The 11,844-nt window shown below is 60.9% G+C and carries 13 protein-coding genes; 10 read left to right on the forward strand and 3 right to left on the reverse strand.

Features of this window, described 5'->3' with window-relative positions:
• Positions 1–335: 335 nt before the first annotated feature.
• Both B6V76_RS19320 and B6V76_RS20095 read right to left on the reverse strand, forming a co-directional pair.
• On the reverse strand, positions 336–995 hold the full coding sequence (locus tag B6V76_RS19320; protein ID WP_088728297.1) for a lysophospholipid acyltransferase family protein: 660 nt from the start codon (positions 993–995) through the stop codon (positions 336–338).
• A gap of 124 nt (positions 996–1,119) precedes the next feature.
• Positions 1,120–1,755: a DUF982 domain-containing protein gene (locus B6V76_RS20095; protein ID WP_240497915.1), complete on the reverse strand. Its 636-nt coding sequence runs from the start codon at positions 1,753–1,755 to the stop codon at positions 1,120–1,122.
• A gap of 360 nt (positions 1,756–2,115) precedes the next feature.
• On the opposite strand from B6V76_RS20095, the gene B6V76_RS20235 reads away from it, so the two are divergent.
• Together B6V76_RS20235 and B6V76_RS20035 are read left to right on the forward strand one after the other, a co-directional pair.
• Positions 2,116–2,361 carry a cold shock domain-containing protein gene (locus B6V76_RS20235; RefSeq protein ID WP_346426019.1) on the forward strand — a complete coding sequence of 82 codons (246 nt, stop codon included), beginning with the start codon at positions 2,116–2,118 and terminating at the stop codon, positions 2,359–2,361.
• A 152-nt stretch (positions 2,362–2,513) separates the two neighbouring features.
• Positions 2,514–2,675: a hypothetical protein gene (locus B6V76_RS20035; RefSeq protein WP_157771540.1), complete on the forward strand. Its 162-nt coding sequence runs from the start codon at positions 2,514–2,516 to the stop codon at positions 2,673–2,675.
• Between the two features lie 439 nt (positions 2,676–3,114).
• Here the strand turns inward: B6V76_RS20035 and B6V76_RS19335 are convergent, their stop codons facing one another.
• Entirely contained in the window at positions 3,115–3,873 is a 759-nt protein-coding gene (locus tag B6V76_RS19335) for a DeoR/GlpR family DNA-binding transcription regulator (RefSeq protein WP_088728298.1), read from the reverse strand.
• A gap of 201 nt (positions 3,874–4,074) precedes the next feature.
• On the opposite strand from B6V76_RS19335, the gene glpD reads away from it, so the two are divergent.
• The 8 genes from glpD to B6V76_RS19375 form a co-directional block, all read left to right on the forward strand.
• Positions 4,075–5,688, forward strand: coding sequence for a glycerol-3-phosphate dehydrogenase (gene glpD, locus B6V76_RS19340; RefSeq protein ID WP_088728299.1), 1,614 nt, complete (start codon positions 4,075–4,077; stop codon positions 5,686–5,688).
• Positions 5,685–6,779, forward strand: a complete 1,095-nt coding sequence (locus B6V76_RS19345) for an ABC transporter ATP-binding protein (protein ID WP_075777587.1) — start codon at positions 5,685–5,687, stop codon at positions 6,777–6,779. The genes glpD and B6V76_RS19345 overlap by 4 nt, the downstream gene beginning before the upstream one ends.
• Before the next feature lie 11 nt (positions 6,780–6,790).
• On the forward strand, positions 6,791–7,882 hold the full coding sequence (locus B6V76_RS19350; protein ID WP_075777588.1) for an ABC transporter ATP-binding protein: 1,092 nt from the start codon (positions 6,791–6,793) through the stop codon (positions 7,880–7,882).
• Positions 7,882–8,754: a sugar ABC transporter permease gene (locus B6V76_RS19355; RefSeq protein ID WP_088728300.1), complete on the forward strand. Its 873-nt coding sequence runs from the start codon at positions 7,882–7,884 to the stop codon at positions 8,752–8,754. Before B6V76_RS19350 ends, B6V76_RS19355 begins: the two co-directional genes overlap by 1 nt.
• Complete coding sequence (locus B6V76_RS19360; protein WP_075777590.1) at positions 8,754–9,557, forward strand: carbohydrate ABC transporter permease; 804 nt, start codon at positions 8,754–8,756, stop codon at positions 9,555–9,557. The genes B6V76_RS19355 and B6V76_RS19360 overlap by 1 nt, the downstream gene beginning before the upstream one ends.
• Before the next feature lie 12 nt (positions 9,558–9,569).
• Positions 9,570–9,842: a DUF2160 domain-containing protein gene (locus B6V76_RS19365; RefSeq protein ID WP_075777591.1), complete on the forward strand. Its 273-nt coding sequence runs from the start codon at positions 9,570–9,572 to the stop codon at positions 9,840–9,842.
• A gap of 39 nt (positions 9,843–9,881) precedes the next feature.
• Positions 9,882–11,612 carry an ABC transporter substrate-binding protein gene (locus tag B6V76_RS19370; RefSeq protein ID WP_075777592.1) on the forward strand — a complete coding sequence of 577 codons (1,731 nt, stop codon included), beginning with the start codon at positions 9,882–9,884 and terminating at the stop codon, positions 11,610–11,612.
• Positions 11,613–11,710: 98 nt separating this feature from the next.
• Positions 11,711–11,844 (forward strand): FGGY family carbohydrate kinase (locus B6V76_RS19375; protein WP_141104959.1); only part of this gene is annotated, 134 nt, incomplete at its 3' end.

Raw genomic sequence — 11,844 nt, forward strand, 5'->3', positions numbered from 1 at the left:
CCGGCGCGCAGGCGAGCACGAAAAGCGCGGGAAGAATGCGTGAAATGCGAGTCATGATGTTCCTGCTTGTCTGTTCGGTGCCCGAATAACCGACAAAAACACTTGGGTCAAGAAATCCCGATTAAAATGCTATGACTTTTGACTCGGGACAGCGGATGGGCGCTGAGCCGTCTGGCTCTTCTGTTCGCGGGCAGCCGATGACAGACCATCGACCATAGGCGCCGCGATGCGTTTTTGTATTCTTCATTTCAAGAATACGGGCCACTCATTGTGAGGCCCGCTCTTCGCGGGCGCCAAGGGAGAGGCCGGTCCCACGCAAGAAACGCAGGACACATTTAGCGTATTCGTTCAGGCTCGCGCGGGGGGAGGCGGTCCTTCTCGACGTTGAGAAGCGCTTCGACCTGCGCGCTGACCTCTGCCGCGGGGAGGCCGGGGGGGATCGCCGGGAAGTAGGCCACAGTGATGGTGCCGCCGGTCTTCGCGTCTTTGCGCCAGACATGGCCGGCATTATGCGCGACAGGGACGATCGGCAGGCCGAGCTTGCGATAAAGCGCGATAAGGCCGGGCTGGAACACGCAGCGATCGTCCACGCCGACCCGCGTCCCTTCCGGAAAGATCAAAATCGAGCGGCCCTTGGCGGCCTCTTCGCGCGCCTGAGTGATCATCCCGGCGAGGGCGCGTCCGCCAGCGCTGCGGTCGATCAGGATCATCGGCGAATGTTCGAGGTACCAGCCGAAGATCGGGATACGCCGCAACTCGTGTTTCGCGATGACGCAGACATCGGGCACGAGCCGGTTGAAGGCCAGCGTTTCCCAGGTGGATTGGTGGTTGCAGACGTAGATGCAAGGGCTGTCGAGATGCTTGTTCTCGAGCCCTTGCTCCTGCACGCGCAACCTGAGAACCCCGCGTGCGAGCGCGAAGACCCCGCCGGTCCAGAACCGGACCGCGGCGCGCACGAGCCGCGGTCGCCGAGCCAGCGCGAGGACCGGGATCATCGGGGCTTGCAGTGCAGTCCACGTACCGAAGAGCGCGTCGAAGAGCTTCGAGCGCAGGCCTTCCAGCCGAGGCGCCGATCTCTCCCGCTCCTGTCGCGCCCGCGGCGCCGTATGTGGTGTTTGATCAGGCTGCAATCGAATGATCCAAGGTTTCCAATGGCAAGAATCCGGCAGTGGTTGCGGCACCAAGGAAGGCGCTGCGCGCGTCGGCCACGGTGCCCAGACACTCCATTGCCGCTTCGACGCGGTCAATCGCGCGGCTCTGCGCGAGGTCGCTGACCGGCCATTTCTTGCGCAACCAGTAATGCACCTGTTCGATGGTGCTGAAGGACTTGACGTCGCCTTTCGGCGACACGACGAGGGAGATGGGTTTGCCCCAGTAAATTTCGATCAAGGTTCGTATCTTTCCAAGTGTCCGTGACAGCACCGATTTCAACGGTCGCGCGATCACGGAGGCATAGGCGGGCGAAGCCGGCGCTATGCGGTGAATTGGGTCTGCGCGCGTTGGCGCGCTGGTCTGGTATTCCGAGCGGATCATGACGTGTCGGCTTCGATGCGCGAAGGTCACGATCCGGCCCCTTCGGTACGCGAAGCTCTCCCGGAGGTCGCGAGGGGCGGAAATAGCGGTGGCGACCAAGCTCAGCTCGATTTGGTGGCTGAGGGGTTGGTCTGCTCGAACGGCGTCACGCCACGATTGGCCGATGTGAGGCTCCTTTTCCTTGATGCCGCCTTTGAAAAGCTGCGGCCCGACAAAGCTCAAGATCGTCGCTGAGCCGGGAGGAACAGGGTCCGAGAATTAAGATTTTCGAATTTACACATAAGCGATTTGCCCCCGAATTACGAGGCAATTGCCCGAACGCGTCGGAGTTTTTGCGCAACGGTTTGATTGTGCAGGATATAATTCCCTGACCTGAAAGGTCGAGAGATGAGGGCCGGGGCATGCCCCTATTTGCTTTGCAAAAAGAGCCAGCGTCGCGTAAGTATGACGAGCAACGTTATTCCCTTCTGCAACCTGTCTATCTTCTTGGCTACAGTCTGCCTCGTCGAAGCGGCTGAGTCTGGCTGTCGCATTCTGCGGACGGCCTCTGCGTGAAGAGGCGTCACGACGGCCAATGGCATCGTGAGACGGTTCAACCGGACAATAGGCTTCGGCTTTATCGAAGCGAAGACCGGCGGACGGGGTATTTTCGTTCATATCTCGGCTCTGAAGCGCGGGCCTCTCGCAGCTCCATCACGGGCAAGCCGGGACTTACGAAATCGATACCGGTCGCGACGGGCGCCAGCCCGCCCGACCACCGCTCCGGAAAAGACGGACGCTGCAGTGCGGCTCATCCGTGAGGACAATGCCGAGAAAAAGCGGCTCTGACCGTACGCATACGCGCGGCCCGATTGCCACGGATCGACGAACGCGCCGCAACGCCGCCTTCTCGCGAGGAGAGACCGCGAAGTTGACCGGAGACTCCGGTCACCCAGAGGAGTTCCCAGAGTATTTCTCCGGGATAAAATGGAGGGCCGAACATGGCTGTCGAAAAAATGCCTGCGGGCAGGAAACCCCAGACCACCGAGCTTGCGAACAATAAGGGCCATGCCGCCCTCGCTTGGCATCACTTCTTCCGGGGGCTGTCCGAAGAGAAGAGTGACGATACGCGCAGCGCCTTGCCGCGCGGCGTTCAGGAATGATCTTTCCTGCAACACAGGACCGGAGTTCCCGGCAAGATGGCTGAGCGATGTGAGGTTCCGTGTGAACCGGCCGGCGTTCGCCACACGACTTGCCGGGAGGTGGAGCGGCAGGGGGAATCTCTTGCCGCTTTGCTTTTTCGAAGACGGTATCGATGACCTACGGGAACAGTGATCGTCGATCAGCCGCGCGGGCTTGGCGAAAGCGCAAAGACTTTGCGCATCGGTGATCGTCATGCCGCTCCATTCGATTTCGACGCCTTAGGGCTTCAATTGAGGGATTGCGCGGCTCAAGTTCTCTGGCACGATCCCGCAATATCCGTGCGCCAGTTTGCGAAAAGATTCGGGACGAAGATCTGCTCAATCGAGCGAATGTCCGTCTACACGAACGCGGGTTCTTTCCGCAGGCGGTGCTTCTGCTCAGGAGCGTTCAGCGCGGCCCTTAGACGACGACGATTTTGGTGTTCCATTCCGCGCAGCGCTTGGTCAGCGCATCGGAGAGCGGCGCGTCTGTAAAGATCGTGTCGATCTCTTCGAGCGAGGCGAGCCGCACCGGAGCGGAGCGCGTCAGTTTCGAACTGTCGGTGACCAAGAAGACCCTGCGTGCCTGGCGTATGATTGTCCGGCTGACGCGGACTTCGGCGAGATCGTAGTCGAGCAAATCGCCCTCGTCATCGAGTGCCGAGACGCCGATCACCGCGAAATCCACTTTGAACTGACTCATGAAATCGGCCGTCAGATCGCCGACCAGCCCGCCATCCGACCGACGCAGGTTGCCGCCCGCCACCATGATCTCGCAACTCTCGTTCGCCAGTAAGGTATTGGCGACATTGCTGTTATTCGTGACAACGGTAATGTTCGAATGATGGCAGAGTTCGCGCGCCACAGCCTCGGTCGTGGTGCCGAGGTTAAGGATTATCGAGCTGTTATCGGGGATCTCCTTGGCGCAGGCCCGACCGATGGCCGCTTTCGCATCCGCACCCATCCGGCGCCGTTCTTCGTAATCGAAATTGACGACGCCCTTCCGGATGACGGCGCCACCATGAACGCGGTCGAGATGTCCTGCGTCGGATAGCTCCGACAAATCGCGACGGATCGTCTGCAGCGAAACATTGAAATGCTCGGCCAGCGTTTCGACCACGACACGCCCGTCGGTGCGCGCAATTTCGAGAATTTCGTTCTGTCGAAAATTTAGCGCCATGCGGCCTCCTTGGAAGTCCCCTGCCACAGCTTCACGCCCGTGTCACGCCCGTGTCGCCCGGGCGCTTCGTGCGATTTGCGGGATCGCGCTATTACCCGCGAAAATCCAGAAAAACGCCGCAAAACGATCAAAAACGAAAAAACTTTTGACAGAAAGTAACGAATCGCTCACGTTTGTAGGCGCAGCGAGGGAGGATCGTCTGTGCCAGCTTTCGAAAATAACGACCGGGTGACCGATCTTTTCGTGATCGGCGGCGGCATCAACGGGTGCGGTATCGCCCGGGACGCTGCGGGGCGCGGACTGTCGGTTACGCTTGCGGAAATGGGCGATCTCGCGCAGGCGACCTCGTCTTCGTCGACCAAATTGTTCCATGGTGGCTTGCGCTATCTCGAGTTTTTCGAATTCAGGCTGGTGCGCGAAGCGTTGCGCGAACGCGAAGTACTCCTGAACGCCATGCCCCATATCAGCTGGCCGATGCGTTTCGTGCTGCCCTACAGCGCCGACATGCGTTTCGAGAGCGACACGCCCACGTCGCGTCTGCTCTCGCGGATCATGCCCTGGATGAAAGGGCGCCGCCCGGCCTGGCTCATTCGGCTGGGCCTTTTTCTTTACGACCATCTTGGCGGGCGCAATCTGCTTCCCGGAACGGAAACTCTCGATCTTTCCGAGGACGAGGCGGGTCGACCGCTGCAAGAGCGGTTCCGTCTTGCCTACGAGTATTCGGATTGCTGGGTTCAGGATGCGCGTCTGGTCGTCTTGAACGCCCGGGATGCGGAGGCGCGCGGCGCCAAGATCCTGACCCGCACGAAGGTCGTCGCAGCCGAACGGCGCGACGGGGTTTGGCATGTCACCACCGAAGGCAGGGAAGGGCGTCGCGAACACTACGCCCGCGCGCTGGTGAATGCCGGGGGGCCCTGGGTCGAGAACGTGATCACCAACACGGTGCGGATCAACACGCGGGAGTCGATCCGCTTGGTCCGTGGAAGCCATATCGTCACGCGCAAGCTCTACGACCATGACCGCTGCTATTTCTTCCAGGGCGAGGATGGCCGGATTTGTTTCGCGATCCCCTACGAGCAGGATTTCACGCTTATCGGCACCACGGATCAGGATCATCAGGGGCCGCCGGGCGAAGCCGTCTGCACCGACGCCGAGAAAGATTATCTCTGCGCCTTCGTGTCGAATTATTTCAAGACGCCGGTGACCCGGGACGACATCGTCTGGACCTATTCGGGCGTGCGGCCGCTCTATAATGACGGGGCGTCTTCGGCGACGGCGGCGACGCGCGACTACGTGCTCTCGCTGGACGATCAGGCGGGGCTTCCGCTGCTCAACGTGTTCGGTGGAAAGATCACGACCTATCGCCGCTTGGCCGAAGGCGCGCTGGCAAAGCTCGCGCCTTATTTCCCGGATATGCCCGGGGAATGGACTGCGCGCGCATCCTTGCCGGGCGGAGAGTTCGCGCCGACCGAGACCGATCGAATTCTTGGCGAACTCATGCGCGAGTATCCGTTCCTGGATTCGGCATGGGCGGAGCGGATGCTGCGTCATTACGGGCTCGATGCGCGCGAAATCCTTGGCGATGCGAAATCGGCAGAGGATCTCGGACAGGATTTCGGCGCGACGCTCCGTGCTGCCGAGGTCGACTGGCTGATGAAGAAGGAATGGGCGCAGACCGCCGACGATATCGTCTGGCGCCGGACCAAGCTCGGGCTCCGTCTGAGCGCATCCGAGATCGAAACATTGGCCGAATACACGAAAGCACGACTTGCGGATCAGCAGGGCGCGGGTAGCGGAATGAGGGGGCAGGCATGACACTGGAGTTGAAAGGCGTCGAGCGAGTAGTCGATGGGCGGACCCATATCCACCCGACCGATCTCGTCTTGCAGAAGGGCACGATGAACGTGCTTCTCGGGCCGACGCTGGCGGGCAAGACGTCGCTGATGCGGCTTATGGCGGGGCTCGATGAGCCGAGCGCCGGCCGAGTCTTCTGGGAAGGCGAGGACGTCACCGGCGCGCGGGTGCAGGACCGCAAGGTGGCGATGGTCTACCAGCAATTCATCAACTACCCGGCGATGAGTGTCTACGACAACATCGCCTCGCCGCTGCGACTGCAGAAGCGCGAGGCCTCCGAGATCGACCGGCGCGTACGCGAGACCGCCGAGATGATGAAGCTGACGCCGATGCTCGAGCGCAAACCGCTGGAGCTGTCGGGCGGCCAGCAGCAACGCTGCGCGCTGGCGCGGGCGCTCGTAAAAGGCGCGGGGCTCGTGCTGCTCGACGAACCGCTGGCCAATCTCGACTACAAGCTCCGCGAGGAGTTGCGTGTCGAAATTCCGAAAATCTTCGAAGCTTCCGGCGCGATCTTCGTCTACGCCACGACCGAGCCGGAAGAGGCACTGCTGCTCGGTGGCAATACCGCGACGCTCTGGGAGGGGCGGATCACGCAGTTCGGCCCGACCGCCGAGGTCTACCGCCAGCCGCGCGACCAGATTACGGCGCGGGTCTTCTCGGATCCGCCGATGAATTTCGTCGACGTCGCGCGCGACGGTCACCGTCTCGTTTTCGGCGGAGAGGCGCGCTGGCCGGCCGACGGCGGTTTCGCGCAGCTCGAGGCAGGGCGCTACATCGCCGGCTTCCGGCCCAATCACGTCCACCTGGCGCGAGAGGGAGGGGATGGCAACGCGCTCGAATTCCGCTGCCAGCTGACCGGCACCGAGGTGACGGGATCGGAGACTTATCTGCATCTGCGTCACGGCGACCAGTCCTGGGTCGCCCTGATCCCTGGCGTCTATGACCTCGGCACGGGGGACGAAGTGGTGATCGCGGTAGATACCGATCGGATTTACCTGTTCTCAGAGGACGGATCTCTGGCGGTTCCGGCCGCATATGCGCAGGCGGCTTGAGAGGGAAGACAATGGCACAAATCACTTTGAACAATCTTGCGCATAGTTATCTGCCCGATCCGAGTTCGGAGGATGACTGGGCGCTCAAACCCTTCGATCATATCTGGGACGACGGCGGCGCCTATGCGCTTCTGGGATCCTCGGGCTGCGGAAAATCTACACTTCTCAACATCATCTCGGGACTGCTGCAACCTTCGCAGGGACGAATCCTTTTCGACGGAAAGGACGTCACCCACGCAGCGACGGCGGAACGAAATATCGCTCAGGTGTTCCAGTTTCCCGTCGTCTACGACACGATGACGGTGCGCGACAACCTAGCCTTTCCCCTGAAAAATCGCGGCATGAGAGCCGATTACATCAAGGCGCGGGTCGACCAGATCGCTGCGATGATCGGGATGGAGGAGGTGCTTTCGCGCAAGGCACGCGGCCTGACAGCGGACGCCAAGCAGAAGATCAGCCTCGGGCGCGGCATGGTGCGCGAGGACGTCAATGCGATCCTCTTCGACGAGCCGCTGACCGTCATCGACCCGCATATGAAGTTCGAACTCCGCACGCAGCTGAAAGCGCTTCATCGCGAGTTCGGGCACACGATGATCTACGTCACCCATGACCAGACAGAGGCGCTGACCTTCGCCGACAAGGTGGTCGTGATGTCCGAAGGCCGGGTCGTGCAGATGGGAACGCCGAAGGAATTGTTCGAGCGGCCCGCGCATACATTCGTGGGTTACTTCATTGGCTCTCCCGGAATGAATTTCCTAGAGGCCAAGGTGTCGGGATCGCGGGCCGTCATCGACGGCTACGAGATCCCGCTGGGCGCGGCCTATTCGAATGGGCCATTGGAAGGTCGCGTCCAGCTTGGCATCCGTCCGGAATTCTGTGCGCTCTCGGATGAGGGAGATGGTCTGCCGGTGCAGATCGAGCGCGTCGAGGATGTCGGACGCCACCGGATCGTCCGGGCCCGGGCTGCCGGGACGGAGCTGAATATCTCCGTGCCCGAGGGTGCGCCGGTGCCCGCAGATGCGAACCGGCTGATCCTCGCACCCGAACAGATCAACATTTACGCCGACAATTGGCGCGTCGCACCGATCGGGGAGGCAAGCTGATGGAAAAGACACAGAATAACCGCGCTTGGTGGCTGGTTCTGCCGGTTCTGTTGCTGGTCGCCTTCTCGGCGGTGATCCCACTGATGACGGTGGTGAATTATTCGGTTCAGGACACGTTCGGAAACAACGTCTTCTTCTGGGCCGGGCTCGAATGGTTCGATGAGATGCTGCATTCGGATCGCATGTGGAACGCGCTCGGGCGGCAGACGATGTTCTCGGCGATCATTCTCGCGATCGAGGTGCCGCTCGGGGTGTTCGTTGCGCTCAACATGCCCAAGCGTGGTGCCTGGGCCTCGTTCTGCCTGGTGACGATGGCGCTGCCGTTGCTGATCCCGTTCAACGTGGTCGGCACGATCTGGCAGATTTTCGGGCGCGTGGATATCGGTCTCCTGGGATATTCGCTCGACGCGATGGGGATCGACTACAACTACACCGCAAATGTCCGCGATGCCTGGATCACCATCGTTGTGATGGATGTCTGGCACTGGACGTCGCTGGTCGCGCTTCTGGCCTATGCCGCGCTGCAATCCATTCCGGACGCCTACTACCAGGCGGCCAAGATCGATCAGGCGAGCCGCTGGAAGATCTTCCGCTACATCGAGCTGCCGAAGATGCAGGGCGTGCTGACCATCGCGATCCTGCTGCGCTTCATGGACAGTTTCAAGATTTACACCGAACCCTTCGTCGTCACCGGCGGCGGCCCCGGCAACTCCACCACCTTCCTGTCGATCGACCTCGTGAAGATGGCGCTGGGGCAGTTCGACCTCGGTCCCGCCGCGGCCTACTCGCTGATGTATTTCCTCGTGATCCTGTTGGTGAGCTGGGCCTTCTACACGGTGATGACCAATATCGAGAAGTCGGAGGGCAAGTGATGCGACTGAAATCACAACCGATCGTCATGGCGCTTTACCTGCTGTTCCTGATGATCCCGATCTACTGGCTTCTGAACATGAGCCTGAAGACCAACGAGGAGATCCTGTCGAGCTTTTCGCTCTGGCCGCACGATCTGACTTTCGCAAACTACGTCAAGATCTTCACCGATCCGAGCTGGTACATGGGCTACGTCAATTCGCTCATCTACGTGGTCCAGAACACGGTGATTTCGATCACCGTCGCGCTGCCTGCCGCCTACGCGTTCTCGCGCTACAACTTCATGGGCGACAAACACCTGTTCTTCTGGTTGCTGACGAACCGGATGGCGCCGCCCGCGGTTTTCGCCCTGCCGTTCTTCCAGCTTTATTCCTCGATCGGGCTGTTCGACACGCATATCGCGGTGGCGCTGGCGCACACGCTGTTCAACGTGCCTCTCGCAGTCTGGATTCTCGAAGGCTTCATGCGCGGGGTTCCGAAGGAGATCGACGAGACCGCCTATATCGACGGCTATTCCTTCGGGCGTTTCTTCATCAAGATCTTCATGCCGCTTATCGCATCCGGCATCGGGGTCGCGGCCTTCTTCTGTTTCATGTTCTCCTGGGTCGAGCTGCTGCTGTCGCGCACGCTGACATCGGTCGCGGCCAAGCCGATTGGGGCGACCATGACCCGTACCGTCTCCGCTTCGGGGGTGGATTGGGGGCTGCTCGCAGCCGCTGGGGTTCTCACCATCATTCCCGGGGCGCTCGTGATCTATTTCGTGCGCAACTACATCGCCAAGGGCTTCGCCCTGGGCCGCGTCTGAGGAGGTAGCACTATGAGCTGGATGGCATGGACATGGCCGACCGCATTATTCTTCGCGGTGATTGCGCTCTTGTTGGTGATCTTCACCGTGATCGGGGTCAAACGTCCCGAGACGCCGCGCGTCGGCATCCTTCGTATCGAGACGACCCGGGGCGACCGGCTGTTCATCAGCCTGCTCGGGGCGGCTTTCATCAATCTGATCTGGCTGGGCATGGCGGGAGCGCCGGTCTGGGGCGGGCTGATCCTCAGCTTCGTCTGGGCGGCGGCCGTGTTCCGCTGGGTCTGATCCAAGACAAACAACGCAAAAACTCAGGGAGGAGAAACTATGAGACTGCGTTTAACTACCGCGATGGCGCTTGCGCTAATGGTCGCGTCACCAGCCTTGGCCGATATGGAGGCGGGCAAGCAGTTCCTCGAGCAGGAAATCGGCGACATGACGACACTGTCGCAAGCCGATGCCGAAAAGGAACTGCAATGGTTCGTCGACGCGGCGAAGCCCTATCAGGGCATGGAGATCCACGTGGTCTCGGAATCGCTCACGACCCACGCCTACGAGTCGAAGACGCTCGCGCCGTGGTTCGAGAAGATCACCGGGATCAAGGTGATCCATGACGTGATTCAGGAAGGCGACGTCGTCGAGAAGATCCAGACCCAGATGCAGACGGGCGAGAATATCTACGACGCCTATGTCAACGACTCCGATTTCATCGGGACGCACTGGCGCTATGGTCAGGTCCGCGATCTGACCGATTGGATGGAAGGCGACGGCAAAGCGGTCACCGATCCCTATTTCGACCTCGAGGATTTCATCGGCCTCAGCTTCACCACCGGGCCGGACGGCAAGCTCTACCAGCTGCCCGACCAGCAATTCGCGAACCTCTACTGGTTCCGCTACGACTGGTTCAACGACGAGAAGACCAAGAAGGACTTCAAGGACGAATACGGCTACGATCTCGGCGTGCCCGTGAACTGGTCGGCCTACGAGGATATCGCCAAGTTCTTCACCGGGCGCGACATGTCCTATATCGGCGGTCCGAAGAAGGTCTATGGCAACATGGACTATGGCAAGAAGGACCCCTCGCTCGGCTGGCGCTTCACCGATGCGTGGCTGTCGATGGCCGGCGAAGGCGACAAGGGCCTGCCGAACGGCAAGCCGGTCGACGAATGGGGCATCCGCGTTAACGAGCAGGATCAGCCGATCGGCTCCTGCGTCGATCGTGGCGGCGCGACCAACGGTCCGGCGGCGGTTTACGCCGTCCAGAAGTATATCGACTGGCTGAAGAACTATGCTCCGCCGTCTGCCGAAGGCATGACCTTCTCCGAGGCGGGTCCGGTTCCGGCACAGGGCGAGGTCGCTCAGCAGGCCTTCTGGTATACGGCCTTCACCGCCGACATGGTGAAGAAGGGTCTGCCCGTCGTGAACGAGGATGGTACGCCGAAATGGCGCATGGCACCGTCCCCGCATGGCGCCTACTGGGAGAAGGGCATGAAGCTCGGCTACCAGGACGTGGGTTCGTGGACGCTGATGAAATCGACTCCGCTCGAGCGGGCACAGGCCGCGTGGCTCTATGCTCAGTTTGTGACGTCCAAACTCGTCGACGTGAAGAAGAGCCAAGTGGGTCTGACCTTCATTCGTGAAAGCACGATTCAGGACAAGAGCTTCACCGATCGCGCGCCCGACCTGGGCGGTCTGATCGAATTCTACCGCTCGCCCGCCCGCGTTCAGTGGACGCCTACGGGCACCAACGTGCCGGATTATCCGAAACTGGCGCAGCTGTGGTGGCAGAATATCGGGGATGCGTCCTCGGGTGCGAAAACCGTGCAGGAAGCCATGGACTCGCTCTGCGAAGCACAGGAAAAGGTGCTCGAGCGTCTCGAGCGTGCGGGTGTCCAAGGCGACAAGGGTCCGAAAATGGCCGAGAAGCACGATCTCGAATGGTGGCATAACTATTCGGTCGAGCATGGCTCGCAATCGCCCAAGCTGAAGCTGGACAACGAGAGCGAAAAGCCGATCACCGTCGATTACGACGAGCTCGTGAAAAGCTGGAATGAATAACTGAAACGAGGCGAGGCGGTGCCGCGGCATCGCCTCGTTCTCTTTCTCGCCATGCCCTGGATGGAGAGGGCATCGCCAGAAAGAGAACGGTAGGATTGATGGCGAGCTATATTCTGGCAATCGACCAAGGCACCACGTCGTCGCGGGCGATCGTTTTTGACGGCGCGCTGCGCCCGGTGGCGAGCGCGCAGCAGGAATTCACGCAGCATTTCCCGCGTTCGGGCTGGGTGGA

Origin of the sequence: Thioclava sp. IC9 (genome assembly GCF_002213225.1) — a bacterium.
In the GTDB taxonomy this organism is placed as follows: Bacteria; Pseudomonadota; Alphaproteobacteria; order Rhodobacterales; family Rhodobacteraceae; genus Thioclava; species Thioclava nitratireducens.